19 protein-coding genes and 1 tRNA gene are annotated in these 19,315 nt (G+C 61.4%); all 20 read left to right on the top strand.

All coding sequences use genetic code 11. The features are described from left to right. Positions 1 to 79 precede the first annotated feature (79 nt). Positions 80 to 673 (top strand): riboflavin synthase, encoded by a 594-nt coding sequence (locus IPP35_11200; protein MBL0059644.1) that lies wholly within the window; start codon positions 80 to 82, stop codon positions 671 to 673. Next, entirely contained in the window at positions 670 to 1,869 is a 1,200-nt protein-coding gene (locus IPP35_11205) for a bifunctional 3,4-dihydroxy-2-butanone-4-phosphate synthase/GTP cyclohydrolase II (GenBank protein MBL0059645.1), read from the top strand. The genes IPP35_11200 and IPP35_11205 overlap by 4 nt, the downstream gene beginning before the upstream one ends. Next, positions 1,866 to 2,333, top strand: coding sequence for a 6,7-dimethyl-8-ribityllumazine synthase (locus tag IPP35_11210; GenBank protein MBL0059646.1), 468 nt, complete (start codon positions 1,866 to 1,868; stop codon positions 2,331 to 2,333). The genes IPP35_11205 and IPP35_11210 overlap by 4 nt, the downstream gene beginning before the upstream one ends. Before the next feature lies 1 nt (position 2,334). After that, positions 2,335 to 2,784, top strand: coding sequence for a transcription antitermination factor NusB (gene nusB, locus IPP35_11215; protein ID MBL0059647.1), 450 nt, complete (start codon positions 2,335 to 2,337; stop codon positions 2,782 to 2,784). Between the two features lie 2 nt (positions 2,785 to 2,786). Then, positions 2,787 to 4,796 (top strand): NAD-dependent DNA ligase LigA, encoded by a 2,010-nt coding sequence (gene ligA / locus IPP35_11220; GenBank protein ID MBL0059648.1) that lies wholly within the window; start codon positions 2,787 to 2,789, stop codon positions 4,794 to 4,796. Between the two features lie 28 nt (positions 4,797 to 4,824). Then, positions 4,825 to 5,292 (top strand): regulatory protein RecX, encoded by a 468-nt coding sequence (locus tag IPP35_11225; GenBank protein ID MBL0059649.1) that lies wholly within the window; start codon positions 4,825 to 4,827, stop codon positions 5,290 to 5,292. After that, the gene (gene purH / locus IPP35_11230) at positions 5,289 to 6,854 is read left to right on the top strand and encodes a bifunctional phosphoribosylaminoimidazolecarboxamide formyltransferase/IMP cyclohydrolase (GenBank protein ID MBL0059650.1); all 1,566 of its coding nucleotides are present in this window, start codon (positions 5,289 to 5,291) and stop codon (positions 6,852 to 6,854) included. The genes IPP35_11225 and purH overlap by 4 nt, the downstream gene beginning before the upstream one ends. 4 nt (positions 6,855 to 6,858) lie before the next feature. Then, a complete protein-coding gene (alaS, locus tag IPP35_11235; protein ID MBL0059651.1) occupies positions 6,859 to 9,501 on the top strand; it encodes an alanine--tRNA ligase in 2,643 nt (880 codons plus the stop codon). Between the two features lie 384 nt (positions 9,502 to 9,885). Beyond that, a tRNA-Arg gene (locus IPP35_11240) sits at positions 9,886 to 9,959 on the top strand. Positions 9,960 to 10,098: 139 nt separating this feature from the next. Then, positions 10,099 to 11,586, top strand: coding sequence for a hypothetical protein (locus IPP35_11245; GenBank protein ID MBL0059652.1), 1,488 nt, complete (start codon positions 10,099 to 10,101; stop codon positions 11,584 to 11,586). Beyond that, positions 11,583 to 12,152 carry a hypothetical protein gene (locus tag IPP35_11250; GenBank protein MBL0059653.1) on the top strand — a complete coding sequence of 190 codons (570 nt, stop codon included), beginning with the start codon at positions 11,583 to 11,585 and terminating at the stop codon, positions 12,150 to 12,152. The genes IPP35_11245 and IPP35_11250 overlap by 4 nt, the downstream gene beginning before the upstream one ends. Beyond that, positions 12,149 to 13,114 (top strand): signal peptide peptidase SppA, encoded by a 966-nt coding sequence (gene sppA / locus IPP35_11255; GenBank protein MBL0059654.1) that lies wholly within the window; start codon positions 12,149 to 12,151, stop codon positions 13,112 to 13,114. Before IPP35_11250 ends, sppA begins: the two co-directional genes overlap by 4 nt. Then, positions 13,101 to 13,724, top strand: coding sequence for a hypothetical protein (locus tag IPP35_11260; GenBank protein MBL0059655.1), 624 nt, complete (start codon positions 13,101 to 13,103; stop codon positions 13,722 to 13,724). The genes sppA and IPP35_11260 overlap by 14 nt, the downstream gene beginning before the upstream one ends. A 58-nt stretch (positions 13,725 to 13,782) precedes the next feature. Next, on the top strand, positions 13,783 to 14,361 hold the full coding sequence (locus IPP35_11265) for a LemA family protein (protein MBL0059656.1): 579 nt from the start codon (positions 13,783 to 13,785) through the stop codon (positions 14,359 to 14,361). A gap of 64 nt (positions 14,362 to 14,425) precedes the next feature. Beyond that, positions 14,426 to 15,358: a hypothetical protein gene (locus IPP35_11270; GenBank protein ID MBL0059657.1), complete on the top strand. Its 933-nt coding sequence runs from the start codon at positions 14,426 to 14,428 to the stop codon at positions 15,356 to 15,358. Positions 15,359 to 15,366: 8 nt separating this feature from the next. After that, positions 15,367 to 15,630 carry a hypothetical protein gene (locus tag IPP35_11275; GenBank protein ID MBL0059658.1) on the top strand — a complete coding sequence of 88 codons (264 nt, stop codon included), beginning with the start codon at positions 15,367 to 15,369 and terminating at the stop codon, positions 15,628 to 15,630. Further along, positions 15,631 to 16,809, top strand: coding sequence for a DegT/DnrJ/EryC1/StrS family aminotransferase (locus tag IPP35_11280; GenBank protein ID MBL0059659.1), 1,179 nt, complete (start codon positions 15,631 to 15,633; stop codon positions 16,807 to 16,809). Between the two features lie 105 nt (positions 16,810 to 16,914). After that, a complete protein-coding gene (locus IPP35_11285; GenBank protein ID MBL0059660.1) occupies positions 16,915 to 17,463 on the top strand; it encodes a hypothetical protein in 549 nt (182 codons plus the stop codon). An 86-nt stretch (positions 17,464 to 17,549) separates the two neighbouring features. Beyond that, positions 17,550 to 19,007, top strand: a complete 1,458-nt coding sequence (locus tag IPP35_11290) for an ATP/GTP-binding protein (GenBank protein MBL0059661.1) — start codon at positions 17,550 to 17,552, stop codon at positions 19,005 to 19,007. Continuing rightward, the gene (locus IPP35_11295; protein MBL0059662.1) at positions 18,995 to 19,291 is read left to right on the top strand and encodes an ATP-dependent Clp protease adaptor ClpS; all 297 of its coding nucleotides are present in this window, start codon (positions 18,995 to 18,997) and stop codon (positions 19,289 to 19,291) included. Before IPP35_11290 ends, IPP35_11295 begins: the two co-directional genes overlap by 13 nt. The last annotated feature ends 24 nt before the right edge of the window (positions 19,292 to 19,315 follow it).

A 19,315-nucleotide genomic window follows, 5' to 3' on the forward strand; every position in this document is an offset into this window, starting at 1 on the left:
AGGGCCGGGGAGAGGGTGGGTTTTTATGACGGGGAACAAGCCGGAAATCTGAGTCGTTGCATTAAAAAAGAGAGATTCCATGTTCACAGGCATCATTCAATCCAAAGGGCGGGTAACGGGGCGAAAGGGTCTCCGTCTGGAAATCACGGCGCCGTTGGCTCGGGCGCGGGTGGGCGATTCCGTCGCGGTGAACGGCGTCTGCCTGACCATCGTTCGGTCTTCCGGCCCAACAAAATCACGGCGGCTGGCATTTGATTTGTCCCAAGAGACCTTGGACCGCACGACGATCGGCGGGTGGCGGCCGGGCCGACCGGTGAACCTGGAACCCGCGCTTCGGGCCGGGGACCCCCTGGGCGGCCATGTGGTGCAGGGTCATGTGGACGGGGTGGGACGGCTGGTGGCGCGCCGCGTGGAAAGCGGGTGGGGGTTGTTCACTTTCGCTTTTCCGCCCGCGATGAAGGATTTCTTTGTGGACAAGGGGTCGGTGGCCATCGACGGAATCAGCCTCACGCTGTTGAAACCGAAGAACGGCCGGTTCGGCGTGGCGGTCATTCCCCACACCGAGGCGGTTACCACGCTGGGCGAAGCCCGGCCCGGGGAGGAGGTCAACCTTGAAGCCGATGTGTTGGCCAAGCAGGTGGCGGCCCTGATGAAACGAGGGAGACGATCGTGACCTTTCAAACGGTGGTGGAAGCGCTACAGGATTTTCGGCGGGGGAAACCCGTGATCGTGGTGGACGACCCCGGGCGCGAGAACGAAGGCGACGTGGTGATCGCGGCCGAGAAAGCGACCCCGGCGACGATCAATTTCATGGCGAAAGAGGCGCGGGGCCTTATTTGCGTCCCTATGCTGGGCGAACAACTGGACCGCCTCCAAATCAATCCCATGGTGGAACGCGGAGAGCCGCGGGAGGCGGCGTTTACGATTTCGGTGGACGCCAAAAAAGACGTCACCACCGGCATCTCCGCCCAAGACCGGGCGCGCACGGTCCGCGCCTTGGCGGATCCCCGCACCCGCCCCGAGGACCTGCGTCGGCCGGGCCACATTTTTCCGCTCCGCTACAAAGAGGGTGGCGTGCTGGTCCGCTCGGGCCACACGGAGGCCGCCGTGGATATGGCGCGCTTGGCCGGGCTCACCCCCGCCGCCGTCATCTGTGAAATCATGAACGACGACGGCTCCATGAGCCGCCTGCCTTCGCTCCTAAAATTCGCGCGGCGCCACGGCCTTAAAATCGTCACCATCGAAAGCCTGATCGCCCATCGTCGGCGGCACGAAAAATTGGTCCGTCGCTTGGTTTCGGCCAATCTGCCCACGCGGTTCGGCCTATTTCAAATTCATCTCTACGAGGACGTTCCGACGGGGGAACACCACGCCGCGCTCGTGCGGGGGGAGGTGGCCGGGGCCAAGAACGTGTTGGTGCGGGTTCATTCCTCCTGTTTTACGGGGGACGTGCTTCATTCCCTCCGTTGCGATTGCGGGGAACAGCTGGAGAAGGCTTTCGAAAAAATCAACGACGAGGGGATCGGCGTCGTGCTCTACATGCACCAGGAAGGGCGCGGCATCGGGCTCATGAACAAACTCCACGCCTACGCGCTTCAAGAAACGGGGCTCGACACCGTCCAGGCCAATCGAAAACTTGGGTTCGCGCCGGACCTCCGGGAATATGGGATCGGCGCGCAGATCCTGGCCGATCTGGGGTTGACCAGTGTCCGGCTTCTCACCAACAACCCAAAGAAAATTGTGGGAATTGAGGGGCACGGCTTGCGGGTGACCCAGCGGGTTCCTTTGCAGGTTCCCGCCAACCGGCACAACCGCCGTTACTTGGCCACCAAGCGGACCAAAATGGGCCATCAGTTGGAGGGGGTATGAGGCTTTCCTCCGCGTTGGCCGGTCCCGAACTCTTGGAGGGGCGGGGTCGCCGCTTCGCGGTCCTTGTGGCCCGGTTCAACGGCGAAATCACGGAACGCTTGCGGGAGGCCTGCATCCGCACGTTGGAGTCCCACGGAGGATCGGCGCGGGTGGTCCATGTGCCGGGCGCCTTTGAATTGCCTTGGGCGGCCCGCCGCTTGGCCCGGTCCAAAAAATTTGACGCCGTGATCGCCCTGGGGTGCATCGTCCGGGGCCAGACGCCCCACGACCGCTACATCGCCATGGAGGTCGCGCGCGGTCTGGGCCAGGCGGCGCTGGAGACCGACGTTCCCGTCCTCTTCGGCGTTCTCACCCCTCTGAACGCCCGCCAAGCGAAGGCCCGGGCGGGCCACGGACCGACCAACAAGGGCGCCGAATGCGCCCTCGCCGCTCTCGAAATGGCGAACCTGGCGCGGGGTCTTTAGCATGGGCCTTCGACGCCAGTCCCGGGAGGCGGCCCTTCAGATTCTCTATTTGGCCGACATCGCGCGCCTCAAAGCCGACCGCGCGGCCGCGATCATTTGGGCCGGCGCCGACTATCCTCCCAAAGCCCAACATTTCGCCGACATCCTGGCTTCCGGGGCTCTGTCCCACCAGGCGGAAATCGACCTGCTGATCACCAAGTATGCGGACAACTGGGAGATCTCGCGCATGGCGGCCGTGGACCGGAACATTCTCCGTTTGGCGGCTTTCGAGATCCTGACCGAGTTGGACACGCCCATTTCCGTCGTGATCGACGAGGCGGTGGAAATCGCCAAAACATTTTCCACCGTGGATTCCGGGAAGTTCGTCAACGGTATTTTAGACCGGATCAAGGCGGACCGTCCCGCCCTACCCCCTGTCTCGTCCACCGACGGCCAGCGGGAGCTCTTTTAACGTTGAGCCGGAACGTTCCTTCCTTTCAAAAGCAGGCGGAGGCGCTTCGACGGGAGATTCGCCGCCATGACCGTTTGTATTATGCGGAGGCCCGGCCCGAGATTTCCGACGCCGAATACGACCGACTGCTCCGGAACCTGAAAGACATCGAAGCGGCTCACCCGGAGTGCCGTTCCCCTGATTCTCCCACCCAGCGCGTGGGCGGCGCCGCCGCCGCGGATTTCCGACCCGTTCCACATTCCGTTCCGATGTTGTCCTTGGACAACACCTACGATGCCGCGGACCTGTCCGATTGGCGGGACCGCGTGACGAAGGGGCTTCCGCCGGGGGAAGAGCCCCATTACGTGGTCGAACTCAAAATCGACGGCGTGGGTCTGGCTCTCCTCTACGAAGACGGCCTTTTGGTCCGCGCCGCCACCCGGGGCGACGGCGAAATCGGCGAAGACGTGACCGGAAACGCCAAGACCATCCGCGCCATTCCCCTGCGGTTAGATGGACATCCGCCCCGGCGACTGGAGGTTCGAGGCGAAGTTTATGTCACGAAGGATGATTTTCGGAATTTCAATCGTCGCGCCCAGGAGCAGGGGGCGGAAACGCCCTTCGCCAATCCGCGCAATTTCGCGGCGGGGAGCCTCCGCCAAAAAGATCCCCGCGTCACGGCGGAGCGCCCGCTCCGCGCTTTCGTTCATTCCTACGGAACGGTGGACGGGGCGCGTTTTGATTCGCACGGGGCGTTCCTCCAGGCCTGCCGTTCCTTCGGCCTGCCGGTGGACGGCCATACCGTGCGTTGTCAAACGTTTAAGGAGGCGCTGGCCGCCTGTCTGGGTTTTCAAAAAGACCGCGCCGTTTTCCCGTTCGAGGCGGACGGCGCGGTGGTGAAAGTGGATGACATCGGTCACCAACGGCGCCTGGGCTTCACCTTTAAGTCGCCCCGTTGGGCGGTGGCCTATAAGTTCCCCGCCGCCCAGGCGACGACGCGGGTCCATGCGGTGGACCTCTCCGTCGGCCGGACGGGAGCCATCACCCCGGTGGCTAAACTGGAGCCGGTGGAATGCGGGGGGGTCACCCTGTCCAGCGCGTCGCTTCACAACTTTGACGAGATCCAACGTCTGGGGCTCCGGGTCGGGGATTGGGTGCTGGTGGAGCGGGCGGGAGAAGTGATCCCCAAGGTGATCCAGGTCATTCTTTCCAAGCGTCCGGCCGAGACCCGGCCGGTGTTCGTGCCGACGGAATGCCCCGCCTGCGGCGGGAAGATCGTTCGGGCCAAAGAGGCCGAAGTCATTTATCGATGCGTGAACCCGGCCTGCCCCGCCCAAATAGAAAAAAGCCTTCTCCATTTCGCGAGTCGGGACGCCATGGACATTCGGGGCTTGGGGGAAGCGGTGGTGGGGGAACTGCTCCAAAAAAAACAGGTGGCCGACCTGGCGGACCTGTATCGCCTCCGGAAAGACCAACTCCTGACGTTGGAAGGGTTTAAAGAAAAGAAAGCGGAAAACCTGCTCCGGGGCATTCAGGATTCCCGCTCTCGCCCGCTGTCCCGGTTCCTGCATGGGTTGGGGATTCGCGACGTGGGGGAGAAGGGGGCTCTTTTATTGGCCGAACGTTTCGGCACGTTGGAAAAGCTGATGGGCGCCACGGAGGAGGACCTGCGGGGCATCCACGAGGTGGGGCCCGTCATGGCGGAATCGGTGGCGGGGTTTTTCCGCCAGCCCGTGGCGCGGCGGCTCATGGAGAAGTTTCGGGGGCTGGGGATCGATCCTGTGGAGGCTCCCCGCGCGGCCGGGCCTTTCACCGGGGCGACCGTGGTTTTTACCGGGGGGCTCACCCGTCTTTCCCGGCCCGAGGCGGAACGCCTCGTGCGGGAGCTGGGCGGGGCCGCCTCGTCTTCCGTGTCCAGCCAAACGTCGTTCGTGGTGGCGGGCGGCGACGCGGGGTCCAAATTGCGCCGGGCCCAGAAGTTGGGCGTCCCGGTCATCGACGAAAGCGAGTTCCTCCGCCGGGCGGGTCGGTGACAATTTGTTAGAATCAACTGGAAAGGCCATGGACCAAGCGCTTCGCCTCCTTAAGTTCAGGGCGCGGAGCGAACAGGAAATGGCCGAACGCCTCCAAAAAAAAGGCTTTTCGGCGGAATGGGCGCAACAGACGGTGGCGCGTTTGCGGGAGTTGAACCTTCTAAACGACGCGGCGCTGGCCCGGGACATGACGGAATCCCGTCGACGGGGGGGCCGCGGGGACCATCGAATCCGGCAGGAACTCCGGAAACGGGGTCTTCCCAAGGCGGTGGCGGATCAGGCCTTGGGCGGCGTTGCGGCGGAAAGCGGCGCCGAACGGGCGTGGGGCGCTTTGCAAAAGCGCGCGGCGCGTCTGAAGGGGCTGGATCGGGACGCGGCGTACCGCCGGTTGCACGGCCATTTGGTGCGGCAAGGGTTTGGCGTCGACGATGTTCGCGGCGCACTTAAACGATTCTTCTCGGGCGAGCCCGAAGGATGGGGGACTAACGAACCATGAAAAAAATCTGTGAAATCCGACGCGCTTTGATTTCCGTTTCGAGCAAAGACCATATCGTGGACTTCGCCCACGGTCTCTCTGAATTGGGTGTTGAAATTCTTTCCACCGGCGGGACGTCCAAAACTCTCCGCCAGGCGGAGATCCGGGTCCGGGACGTTTCCGATTTAACGGGTTTCCCCGAAATTCTCGACGGCCGAGTCAAAACCCTGCACCCCAAGGTGTTCGGGGGACTCCTTTCCCTTCGCGGCAAAGAGAGTCACACGAAAGACATGGAAAAGTACGACATTCCGCCCATCGATCTCGTGGTGGTGAACCTCTATCCCTTCGAATCCATTTGCGGGGACGCGAGCCTTCCAGAGTCGGAATTGCTGGAATACATCGACATCGGGGGGTCCGCGCTCCTCCGGGCGGCCTCCAAGAATTATCACGGTGTGGCCCCGCTTGTGGACCCGGAAGATTATGCCTCGGTTTTGGAGGAGCTGAAAGAACGCGGAAAGCTGTCCGTGGACACGCGCCGACGGCTCGCCGCCAAGGCCTTCGGCCACACGGCCCACTACGACGCCGTGATCGCCTCGGTCTTTCGTCAAAAAGCCAAAACCCAGGAATTTCCCGTGGAGTTCGCCCCCGGCCTTCGGAAAAAAGCCGACCTCCGCTACGGGGAAAACCCCCACCAAAAAGCCGCCCTCTATCAGGAGTCCGGCACCCGGGCCTGGGGCGTGGTCGGCGCCAAGGTTCTGCAGGGCAAACAGGTGTCGTTCAATAATTACATGGACTGCGATGCGGCGTGGCGGCTGGTGTCGTCTTTCTCCAGCCCCGCCGCGGTCATCATCAAACACAACAATCCCTGCGGGGTGGCCGAAGGCGAGAGTTTGGGGGATGCTTTCCGCCAGGCCTACGCGGCCGATTCGGTTTCGGCCTTCGGCGGGGTCGTGGGGTTTAACCGCGCGGTGGACGGCGAGGCGGCCCAGGAAATGTCCAAACTCTTTTTAGAGTGCGTGATCGCCCCGGGTTTTCATCCGGAAGCCCGGGACATTTTGGGCAAGAAAACGAACCTTCGATTGTTGGAACAGCCCACTCTATTAGCCGACCCCTACGAGTGGGACATCCGCCGAATCTCCGGCGGGTTCCTTGTTCAAGAACAGGACGCCCCTCGCCCGGTGGACATGAAAGTCGTCTCGCGGCGGGCGCCGTCGCCCGAAGAGTTGATGTCGTTGGCCTTCGCCTGGCAGGTGGGCAAACACGTGAAGTCGAACGCCATTGTCCTGGCCCGGGGACGCGTGACGGTCGGAATCGGCGCCGGCCAAATGTCCCGAATCGACTCCCTTAAAGTCGCCCACATGAAGCTTCGCGTTCCCGGCCTGGAGGTGAAACGGCCCTTGCCTCTGGTGATGGCTTCGGACGGATTCTTCCCCTTTCGGGACACGGTGGATGAAGCGGCCAAAATCGGCGTCTCGGCGATCATCCAACCCGGCGGCAGTGTCCGGGACGAGGAAAGCGTGACCGCGGCCAACGAACACGGCCTGGCCATGGTCATTACTTCGGTCCGGCATTTCCGTCATTGAGCCCATGTTGACCGGAAATCAGGTTCGCGCGAAGTTCCTGTCTTACTTCGAAACCGGCGAGCGGCGGCACTCCCGCGTGCCCTCGGACAGCCTGATCCCGGCTTCCGACCCCACTCTGCTTTTCACCAGCGCGGGGATGGTGCAATTCAAACCCTATTTCCTCGGGCAAAAAGTTCTGCCGGGCGGCCGCGCCTGTTCCTCCCAAAAGTGCCTTCGGACCACCGACATCGAACGGGTGGGATTTACGGCGCGGCACCTCACCTTCTTTGAAATGCTGGGCAACTTTTCTTTCGGCGATTACTTTAAGAAGGAAGCGATCGCCTGGGGATGGGAATTCCTGACCAAAGAGATGGGGATCAACCAAAACCGCCTGATCTCGACGATCTTCAAAGAAGACGACGAGGCCTTTGCGCTCTGGAAACCCCTCCAGCCCGAATCCCGGATCGTGCGCATGGGGGCGGACACGAACTTTTGGAACATGGGCCCCACGGGCCCCTGCGGCCCCTGCTCGGAAATTCTTTTCGACAAGGGAGCGGACGCCTGCACCTGCGGGGCCGGCGCCTCCTGCCGGCCGGAGAACGATTGCGACCGTTGGATGGAAGTGTGGAACCTGGTGTTCACCCAATTCGATCGGCAAGAGGACGGGTCGCTCAAACCCCTTCCGAAAAAGAACATCGACACGGGCATGGGGCTCGAACGCTTAACGGCCGTGGTCCAGGGGAAACGCACCAATTTCGAAACGGATCTTTTCACTCCCTATATCGAAAAAACAGAGGAACTGTTGGGGAAGTCTTCCAAGGGGTTGACGGGGAAGGACCTGGCCCCTTTCCGCCTGATCCCGGACCACGCCCGGGCCTCGGTCTTCATGATGGCCGACGGAATTATTCCCTCCAACGAGGGGCGCGGCTACGTCCTGCGGCGGCTCATCCGGCGGGCGGTCCGTCACGGGCGGCTGTTGGGCCGCACCGATCCTTTCCTCCACGCCATCGCCGACGTGGTCGTGAGGGAAATGTCGGGCGCCTATCCCGAACTGGCCGCGAAACGGCCAAGCCTCCTTTCGATCCTCCGCCAGGAGGAAGAGCGATTTTTCGAAACACTGGAAAGCGGCACGGTGCGCCTGGAGGAGATGGTTCGTGCGGCCAAATCCAACAAGGCCAAAACCTTGCCGGGGGTCGACGTCTTTCGGCTCTACGACACCTACGGGTTCCCTCCGGACATGACGCGCGACATGCTGGCTGAGCGGGGAGTCTCTTTTGACGAAAAAGAATTTGAGGACGCCCAACGCCAGGCCCAGGAAACCGCCCGGGGCGCCTGGAAAGGGTCCGGCCAGGAAGACGCGGGTTTTTATTCGTCTTTGGCCAGGGACCTGGGGCCGGTGACTTTTTGCGGCTACGAAACCCATGCGGTTGAAAAGACGTCCGTGCTGGCGGTTCTGAAGGACGGGAAATCCGTGGGGAATCTCTACGCCGGCGAGGAGGGGGAGGTTGTTTTAAAAGAAACGCCGTTCTATCCGGAAGGGGGCGGTCCCGTGGGCGACACGGGGACCATCGGCCACGCTCAAGGAATGGCGGACGTCCTGGACACCCAACGGCCCGTGGAGAATTTCATCGTGCATCGGGTGCGGGTTCGGGAAGGGCGGTTTTCGAAAGGCCTGGAGGTCGGGGCCGCTGTGGATCTTTCCCGGCGCGCCGCCATTCAACGGCATCACACCGCGACCCATCTTTTGCATGCCGCGCTTCATCGGGTGCTGGGGACCCATGTCACCCAGGCGGGATCCATCGTGACCCCGGAGAAGCTTCGCTTCGATTACACGCATACCGGCACGCCGACGGCGGAAGAATTGCGCCGGATCGAGGCGGACGCCAACCGGAACGGGTTGGCGGATATCGCCCGTCCGGAGAAAACGCCGGAAATGTCGTTGGTCGAAGCCCAGAAGGTCGGGGCCAAGGCTTTTTTCGGCGAAAAATACGGCGACAAGGTGCGCGTCGTGAAATTCGGCGAGGCCACCACGGAAGTCTGCGGCGGCCTTCACGTTCTGCGCACGGGCGAGGTGGGGCTGATCAAGATCACCGCCGAATCCTCCATCGGCGCCGGGGTGCGGAGGATCGAAGCGGTGGCGGGATTCCCCGCGCTGGAGTATCTGCGCGGGCTGGAAGAAACCGTGGCCAAGATTTCCGAAAAGATGAAGGCTTCTCCTTCCGAGATCGAAGAACGGATCGATCGCTTTCTCCTGCGGCAACGCCAGCTGGAAAAGGAAGTGGAGGACCTCCGGGTGAAAGTGGCCCAGGGCGGGGGAGCCGCGGCGGGACCGGCGGTCCAAGAGGTCGGCGGCGCCCGTTGGATCGTCCAGAGCGCGGCCGGGTTGGACGAAAAATCCCTCCGTTCTTTCTCGGACAAGTTGAAAGAAAAAGCGGCGGACGCCGGGATCTTGGTGGCCACCGGGAGCGAGGAAAAAATCTCCTTTGTCGTCTCCCTTCCGCCCACCTTGAACCAGGCCGGGTGGAACGCCGGAAAAATCGCCCAGGCCATCGCCGCCCGCATCGGCGGCCGCGGCGGGGGAAGGCCCGATTTTGCCCAAGGGGGAGGCAAAGCCTCGGTCCCGTTGGATAAACTCTTCGAGGATCTGCCCACTCTCTTGAAGAAATAGTAAAATTCCGGCTTTCCCAGTTTTGTGCCTGTAGCTCAATTGTGACCGAGCCATGGGAGGCGAGGAAATGGTTGAAGCGCGATAGCGCTGAAACCAGATGTTCCTTAAAATTTTGTGCCTGTAGCTCAATTGTGACCGAGCCATGGGAGGCGAGGAAATGGTTGAAGCGCGATAGCGCTGAAACCAGATGTTCCTTAAAATTTTGTGCCTGTAGCTCAATTGTGACCGAGCCATGGGAGGCGAGGAAATGGTTGAAGCGCGATAGCGCTGAAACCAGATGTTCCTTAAAATTTTGTGCCTGTAGCTCAATTGTGACCGAGCCATGGGAGGCGAGGAAATGGTTGAAGCGCGATAGCGCTGAAACCAGATGTTCCTTAAAATTTTGTGCCTGTAGCTCAATTGGATAGAGCGTTGGCCTCCGGAGCCAAAGGCTGAGGGTTCAAGTCCCCCCAGGCACGATTTTTTTTTAAGAAATAGCGGGACTTGAAGGCGACCCGAGCGCCGCCGGGCGGCGGGCCCAGGGCTAAAACTCAATCCTCTAACCGTCCAGGACGAAATCCCTTGATAAATCGTCGAATCTCCCATACACTGAGGTCCATGAAAGAACTTCTTCCCCGCCTCGTTTCCCGTCGAGGCGGAATTTTTTTCGCCGCCTTTTTTACGACCAGCGTGGTGTTGGGTTACGCCCTGTGGAAGACCCATGGGGCTCCTCTTGTTTCTTGGGCCCCGGCGGCGCCCGCATTTTCCCTTCGGCTGGAATCCGACAAAGAAACTTATTTCCACGATGACCTGGTGGAAATGCGCCTCCGTCCCGGATCGGAGGAGGTGTTGCAGACCCTTCGATCATCGACCTCGCCCTTGACGGCCTGGGTGGAACGGGACGGCGTTCCCGTGATGACCGTGGGAGAGACGGAAAAAGTTCCGCTTCTTTTTGAAAAAACCCGGGGGCTTTGGCGGGCCCGCTGGCCTATCCCCTGGAATGCGCGGGAGGGAGACTATGCCCTTCGCCTCGCCACGGCGTCCCTGCCGACGGGTTTGGCGGCCATCCAGGAGGGAACTTTTCAGGTGGCGGCGCGGCCTTTTGAAGCGGTACCCGCGGGGTACGGCGTTCTCACACTGGAAGGGTTGGGAGCCCTCCAAAGGTTTGTGGGCCCGGAGGGGGGAGAACCTCACACGGCGGCCATGGCGGAGTGGGCGGACTTCATTGGGGCGGACGCGGTCCTGGTCCAGGGCGCTGAATCCAGCGGTTACTCCGCCAAACTGCCCGCTTCCTTCCCATGGCAGATGAGGTCCACGGGACCCGTGGCCGCGCTGGCTCGGGCCTGCCACGACCGCGGTTTGAAGTTCGGGGTCTATGTCCTCTGCTACATGGTGGGCGGACCGCCCGCTTTTTCGCCGGACTATCGGTATGGATGGCACTACCAAGGCGGCGGGCCTGTTCATGGGTTGAATCTCCCTGTGAGGCGGGGCGTTTCCATTCAGGAGGAAAAAAGGCCGGGCGATATCGTCAAGGTGTTGGACCGATGGGCCTCCGTGGGCGGAGTTGATTTCTTGGGCTTGGATTATATCCGGCCCGTTTTCGGAAGCTACGAACTGGTGGATGATTTTGTAAACGACATGCCCGGCGTTCAGAAACCGGAGGGTTACGACGGGTGGTCCCAGGAGAAAAAAATGTCCTGGATCGCGCGCGGACGCTACATCGCCCCCACCGCCGCCCTCCGCAAAGAAACAAAATTCCGCACCACCGATCAGTGGTTTTGGTATCGGGCCCACCGCACGGCGGGCGTTGTCCGAAAAATCGTGGAGGGGTTCGGAGGGAAAAAACCGCTCTGGGCCTTCACCCTCTCCTGGCAGAAGGGATGGGAACACGGCCAGGATCCCGCCATGATGCGGGACGCCGGCATCGACATGAACGCCATCATGCTCTATGAGGCGGACGCCCAACAGTACCGGGGTTTGGTGAGCCAGTGGAACGCCTACACGCGGGATGCGAACTTCAATCTCGTGGTCGGGAACACGTTTGATTGGCGTCTCCACCAAAAACCCTCAACCCCTCGGGTCCGGAGGAAATGGTTCGGCGAATGATGTTGGCTGTGGAGAAGTTTCAAAACGGCCGGCCTGTTCGGGGCATTTTTGTTCACGACCTCCAGCGGGCCCTGCGGGGGAACTTGGGCCCCTATTCGCCCAAGGAGTGGCTCCTGGCCGCGGGAGGCGCTTTGACACGGGTGCGGGAAATTCACCAGCGGACTCCCTATCGTTTCACCCTCACGGTGCCCGACGAAAGCGCGCCCGGCGCCGCTCGGTTGGGGACCGTCGCTTGGGTTCCAGGGACCTCGGAGGGTCCCGTCACCGTTCAACTCTTTTCTTCGCCGGATGTGGAACTCTCGACCCGGACCGTGGAGTTGACCCCGACGGTTTCTTCCGCCACCTTCGTCCTGCGCTGGATGCCCAACGAGCGGTCGCCTCTCCGGGGGAATCGCGCTTTTGTCGCCGCCCGATCCGCGCGAGCCGACCGCCCTCGGGAACGATGCCAGATCCGCATGGCCTACATCCAAGGCATCCCGAAGGAGGCGCCTCCTTCCGACCCTCTGGTCCTCCATGGCGCCGCCGAACCTTCTCTTCCCCAAAAGGAAAAAGACAAAACCCCATGAGCGCTCTCTCCTCTTTTCGCGTCCGCGGTTGGATCCTCTTCAGCGCTTACATGTCCCTCATCGCCCTGACCCTGTGGCGCGCGGGCGGCCCGGGATCCTCCGCTCCGGCGCCGGGATCGGGCTCGAAAAGGAACGCTCTGGTCGAACCCTTTGGAGAGGAGGGGGCCATCGCCGTTTTGGAAATTCAGGGACCCATCGCGCTCTCCATGGGAGGGTTCGGTCGGGACGGCGGAGCCGACGGGATTCTTCACCGTCTGCGCGAACTCCGGGAAGACCGGAACGTGAAAGCGGTGATCCTTCGCATCAACTCCCCCGGGGGGACGGTGGCCTCCGTCCAAGAAATTTATGACGCGGTCCGAGCCCTTCAAAAAAGCGGAAAGAAAATTGTCGCTTCTTTTGAAGACGTCGCCGCTTCCGGCGGCTATTACATCGCGGCCCCCTGCGACCGCATCGTGGCGAACCCGGGCTCTCTGGTGGGTTCCATCGGCGTTATCTTTCACCTGAACAATATCGAGGAGCTGGCCAAGAAGGTTGGCGTCAAGTCCGAGGTCATTAAATCCGGGAAGATGAAAGACCTCGGTTCCGCCACCCGGCCCCTCACCGCGGAGGAGCGGAAAGTTTTTGAAGGACTTGTCCAAAGCGCCTACGGGCAGTTCCTGACGGCGGTTTCCCAAGGAAGAAAAATGCCGGAGGAGAAGCTCCGCCCACTGGCCGACGGCCGCGTCTTCACGGGGGAGCAGGCCCTGGCGGCGGGGTTGGTGGACGTCCTGGGCGGGTTCGACCAGGCGGTGGAGGAAGCCCGTAAAGCCGCCGGCATTCGAAACGCGAAACCCCGACTCATTCTAACGGAACGGCCCTGGGGAAAACTTTTGCAACTCCTCCAAAACCATTCATCCGGCCCCTGGGACCGATGGGTTCGCTGGGCCGAGCCCCGGGCGTCTCTTGAATATGTTTGGGAATAATCCCGACCGCGGCGACGCGCCTCGTCCGGGCGATTGGTTGGACGTTCTGGGCCGTTTGTCGGCTGAACCCGCCGCCGCGCTGGAGGAAATTGCCCGGAAACCCCATTTGATTTCCGGGGCTTTGGTGACGGGTCTGGCCGTGATCGGAAGGGTAATCACGGAGAATCTTCCCTGGGAGTTGGGTCCCTTCCCCGTGCTCCGTCGATTCCTCTCTTTGTTCCTGGGCGGCTTCCTGTGGTGGGTGGGGCCGGCCGTCGTTCTTCACGGGCTCTCGGCGTTGTTCAAAAAGAAAGGGTCCCTGGCCTCCTATTTGGCTGTCACAGGGTGGGCGGGGGCGACGCTTTGGCCGGCTCTCGCCTTTCGTTTGGTCGGCGGCCTGGTGCCCGGGGCGATGTTTCTAGCGGCGGGCCCAGAACTCGTTTTTCGGGCGCTCTATTGGGCGATCTGGTGGTGGGGCCTTCAACGCCTTTACGGATGGTCCAAGGGGAGGGCCCTCCTCCTTCTGGTTCTGCCGCTCTTCGCCTTCGGCGCCATCGGTTTCGTGACGCGCCTCTTGGCTGGACTGGTCGGCATGGGCCGAGCGCTCACCGCCCCGTCCCTCCTCCCTTGAAAATGTTCCATTTCTCCGCCATACTGGGGCGAAGGAATTCCCTAAGACTGGAGGCGATATGATTCCCGTGGCGATCTTTCTGGTGGTGGCGGGGGGGGCGGTCTGTCTTTTTTACGCGGTTTCTCTCTACAACGGATTGGTGCGGCTGAAAAACAACGCCTCGAAAGCCTGGGCGAACATCGACGTCCTCCTCAAACAGCGCCACGACGAACTGCCGAAGCTCATCGAGACCTGCAAGCAATACATGAAATACGAATCCGGCACCCTGGAGAAAATCATGCAGGCGCGGGCCGCGGTCTATTCGGCCCGGGAGTCCGGCAATGTCCAAGCCCTCGGCGCGGCCGAAGGCCAATTGCGCGGGCTGACGGGAAGTTTGTTCGCCGTGGCGGAGAACTACCCGGACCTCAAATCCAACCAAACCTTCCAGAACCTCCAATCGCGCATTTCTTCCCTGGAAAGCGCCCTGTCCGATCGGCGCGAACTCTACAACGAAAGCGCGAACTTAAACAACGCGCGCCGGGAAATGTTTCCGGATTCTATTGTGGCTTCCTATGGGAACTTTCCAGCGTTCCAACTCCTGAGCTTTGACCCGGCCGAGACGAAAGACGTCGACGTTCGGGCCGCCTTCAATTCCTGACTTGGGTCCGTCCGTGAGGGGGGGGGCCTTCGCCTCCTTTGCACATTTCCAAACAATGGGGCTCTTGCTGACCCTCCTTGCCCCATCGGCCCACGCCTCCGGATCTTCCCGGGATCAGGATTCGTGGCAGGCGATTCTGTTTTTCGCCGGGTTCTCGGTCGCTTCTTTCATTCAGTTGTGGCGAAACCTCCGCCGCGCCCGCGCCGTTGAAGACACCCCCACCGCGAAGGTGGCCTCGGCTCCCCAGGGCGGCGTGGAACTGGCTGGGCAAGCGGTGCCCATTGAAAAAAAGACAGCGGTCTGTCCGCTGACCGGAGCCTCTTGTCTTTGGTATTTTTTCAAGGTCGAGCGGTATGAGCGCCGCGGCAAGAGTTCCAGCTGGGTGACCATTTCCAGCGGGCGTTCCTCCGACGTGTTTGGGCTGGAAGACCGGACCGGCATGGCCCTGGTGGCTCCTTTCGGAGCCGAAGTGACCCCCCACCATACCCGGCAATGGCGAGGGTCCTCTCCGACTCCTTCCGCGGGTCCCGAATCCGGCGGATTTTTCAGCGGTTTCGGTTCCTACCGCTACACCGAGGAACTCATCTTGCCGGGCGATTTCGTTTACGTTCTGGGCTGGTTCGAGACCATTCACGGGGCGTCGGCGGCGGTGTCGGACCTGAACGAAAAACTCCGGGCGCTCAAACAGAACCCCCGGGAGCTGTTGGCTCGTTTCGATACCAACAAAGACGGCGAGATCAGCGTGGAGGAATGGGACGCGGCCCGGGCGGTCGTGGCCGACGAAATCCGGCGGGTGGCCATGAGCCTTCCCGCCGTGCCCGACGTGCACACCGTGGTTTCTCCACAGGATTCTGATTTGCCATTTCTCATTTCAACCGTTTCCCAGGAGGAACTGGCCGGGAGATACAAACGGCGCGCGGTTCTGGGTTTGGCGGGCTTTTTGGGGTTCGGCGGCGCCGCCGTCTGGGCTCTTTCGCTGGCGTGGAAAGGGCTATAATTAAAGAAATGAATAACGGTTCTCCCACCGATCCCGCCGCGACTTCCGCGGAAGACGTCCACGCCTATCAACGCGAGGAACTTCTAGAACTCCTGCGACGGTTGTCGCGGGAGAACGAACCGCTGATCGTTCATGGAAACGAGCGCCTCACGTCCGACGACGCTGTTCGAATCCTTCAAAAAATCCGCCATGGGTTCGGCTTTTCCCGCCGGGAAAGAACGGCGCTCACAGACGCGGGATTTGACTTGGATTCCGTTTTCCCCCGAATGTAAATGCCAAGTTCCCTGGTTGTTGACGCGCGCTCCGCTATCGAGGAAAAACTGGCCTCTTCTTTCGGGCGAAAACACTGCGTTCTGACCAACCGCGGCACCACGTCCTTAGCGGCGGCGTTTTACGCCCTGGACCGCCCGAAAGGGACGCGGGCGCTTTTCCCCGCCGCCATGTGCTCGATTCCGGTTTTCGCCGCGGGCTTCGCGGGTTGGACGCCCGCCTTCGCCGACGTCAATTTGTCCGACGCCAACTTCGATCTGGGCGACGTGGAACGGGTTTTGAAATCGGGCGGCGCGGGCGCGGTGGTCCCGGTTCACATGTTCGGAAAACCCGATGACGCGGACCGCCTTGAAGAACTTTGCCGGCGTTACGGGGCCGACCTGGTGGAAGACGCGGCTCTCTCCATGGGCGCCGTCTACCGGGGGCGGCCCGTTGGGTCCTTGGGCCGGATCTCCTGCTTGAGTTTTGTGCGAAAAATGTTGCCCTTGGAAATGGGCGGAGCGGTTTTGACCGATGAGTCGGGCCTCGCCGCGCGCGTCCGGGCGTTCGTGGCCGGCCTCCCTCCCGAGCGGTCCTCTCGGCGGGAGGAGGTGTCGGCGGCCATGAAGGCTTTCCACTCGGTCACGGGGTTCGTGGCGGCGGGGGATTGGGCTCGCCGGGATCTTCTGGCCCCCTACGGGGATGAATTTCGTCGGCTCCTCCTGAACTCGACCTCGGAAGAGGATTGGCGGGATTCCATCGTTTTGGAGGAACTGGCGGCGTTGCCCGAGGCGCTTCAAGCCCGTCGGGCGCGGGCGGAGGTCTTCGAGGACGGGTTGGGGGAGGCCCTGATTCAACCCTTGGACCGCGGGGGATCCAGCCTCTTCGCCTACCCGGTTCGCCTCCCCGGGGTGAGCGTCGAAGATTTTATGGCATTTTCCTCAAATCGAGGGTATACTTTCAAACGGATCGCTTATCCCGACATCCATCCCGTTTTCGGGCTCCGCCAGCGGTTCCCGAACGCTGAAACAGTGGAGCGGGAGGTCATCGGGTTGCCCCTGGACGACGATCAACCGGTGTCGGCTTTCTGGGAATACGCCTCGGACTTTCGGACGGCGGTCGAGGACTATGCGAAGAGCGCGCCGTCTCGCCGGCCTTTTGATTTTAGAGGGAAATTGGAACTGAGAATGGGAGGTGGGTGATGAAGGAAAAAATCGCAGACGCCTTCCTTCCGGTTGCGGCATTCTTTGGGACGGTTTCCCCGTCCTGCGAAGGATTACGGCTCTAAAATAGAGAAGGAGAATCCCATGAACCTGACCACCTACAAATACGACAGCCAAAGACTCGTCACTCTCATAGGTTATTTCGCGACGCCCTTCGCGCTCTTTCTGGGAGGGTTGGCGGTCCTGTTCGCGGATGCGGGAGGAGCGCCGAAAACGATTTCCGTCGGTCTCATGGGGTTTTCGGCGTTTTTCAACGTCGTTTTCCCGCGTTTTCTGAAGGAACAGGATACGACCAAGAAAGGGTGGAACGTCAAGTTCCGCCTTTATCTAAACCTGGGGGTCAATACCGGGATTGTTTTCCTCCTGGGAGACGAATTCCCCCCGCTCTGGCTCCTTTTAGCCTTGACGCCCCTCGCCACGGCCATTTATGGGAACCAGCGGAGGACGCTGATCAACGCGGGGACGGCGTCGGTCATCCTGCTCGTCATTCAGGCCCTTCGCCCGGACACGGGCTTGAAGGATTGGGCCGTTCTGTCCGTGGAGGTGGCCTTCATCGTTCTGATCAGCCTGTTGATCAACGGCGTCTCCCGCCTGGCCGTTCATCCCGAAAAAGCGGCGCAGATCCCCCAATAGCGCGGCTTTTTTTCGATTTTCATCCCTCCCCCCCCCGAGGCGAACGCGCCCTTGACGGCGGGGGAAAAAAGGGCGACAATTTTTCAGTGGACATCGACGAAAACCCGAACGGACCGCTGAACGCCCAACTGGACCTTTTCGCCCAACCCCAACAAAACAAGATCACGCGCATCATCAAACGCGACGGCCGCTTGGTGGCCTTCAACAAGCTGAAGATCACCAACGCCATCTATCGGGCCGCCGCCTCTCTGGGAGGCCGGGACCGGGACCGCGCGGAATCCCTGGCCGATCAGGTGGTTCAGCGCATCCACGCCACCTACCCCGCCGGCGCCACTCCGTCCGTCGAAGACATCCAAGATTCCGTGGAAAAAGTTCTAGTGGACAACGGCCACGCCAAAACCGCCAAGGCGTTCATCCTCTACCGGTTCCAACGCGCTCGAACCAGGGAGCAAAAACCCGAAGTGGCGGGTGTGCAGGACCACGTTCCCTACAAGGTTCTCTGGCGCGTGTTGTCCTGGAACGTGGACCATGGGTGCCACACGGTGGACTCTTTGAACCGGCAAGCGCGCGACGGCGGATGGAAAAAACTGATCCGCGAGGCGGAGCGGGCCTACCACGACGAAATTCAGCACGTCGCCGGGCTCATCGTGAAACGCCTGCCGGACCTGCGCTTGGTGATCGTGGCGGGGCCCTCCAGTTCGGGCAAGACCACCACGACGACCAAAATCAGCGAGCGTCTGAAGGCCCGGGGCCACAGCTTTCTGTTGATGAACTTGGACAACTATTTCAAAGAGCTTTCGCACCAGCCCAAAGACGAATACGGCGATTACGATTTTGAGATGCCCGCCGCCCTGGACTTGGATTTGATCAACGAGCACCTGGGGCTCTTGCTGGACGGAAAACCCATCCGCATGCCCCTCTATAATTTCAAAACCGGCGGGCGGGAGAAGGAAACCCGCGAGTTTCGGCTGAAAGACAAAGAGATCCTCCTGATCGACAGCCTTCACGGGCTCTATGAGGGGATGACGCGGAACATCGCTCCGGAAAGCGCGTTTCGTTTCTATATCGAAGCGCTTTGTCAGATCAAAGACGACGACGGTGAATTCGTCCGCTGGGCGGACCTCCGCATGATGCGCCGCATGGTGCGGGACAGCTGGCACCGCAGTTACGACCCGGCCATGACGGTGGGCCACTGGCATTACGTGCGGAAGAGCGAACTTCGATACATCGTCCCCTACATCCAATCCGTGGACTACATTTTCAACGGGTCCCTGCCCTATGAGCTTCCCTACCACCGGGCCCGGCTTGGGGTTGATGCCGGACATTGTCCAGCGGTTCAAAGGCGATCCCAAAAAGGCCGACGCTTTTCTCCGCGCCCAACGGGTGGAACGGCTCCTCGCCTCCCTGGCCCCCGGGGTCCCAGACGAAGACGTGCCGAAAGATTCGTTGCTTCGGGAGTTCATTGGCGGGGGGGACTATCGATATTGATGGGAGAAATGCAAAAGCCGAGACAAAAATGTAGAATCACCCCGTGGCCGCCGTGAGCCTCCATCGCGCGTCATCGGCCGGAAGGCCGGAGACCATCGACTCTTCCCGGCGAGATTTTGGGTGGCGGACGATTTTATTTAATTGCGACTGTCACAGTTTTCAGCAGGTGGCTTTTCAGTTGGTGAAGGCGATCCGTTGCGATTTTCAACGGGGTTTGGCCTTGGCCAACGTCGTTCATCTCACCGGAAGCGCGACCGTTTTTAAAGGGTCTCGCGAACGGTGCGAGGCGGTGAGCGAAGTGTTGGGAGCGATCGGCTTAAGGGTCACGGTCGATCAATAAAAAGAAAGGGCCGGTCCCGGCGGG

The sequence above is a fragment of the Elusimicrobiota bacterium genome, assembly GCA_016721625.1.
Taxonomy (GTDB): Bacteria; Elusimicrobiota; Elusimicrobia; order FEN-1173; family FEN-1173; genus JADKHR01.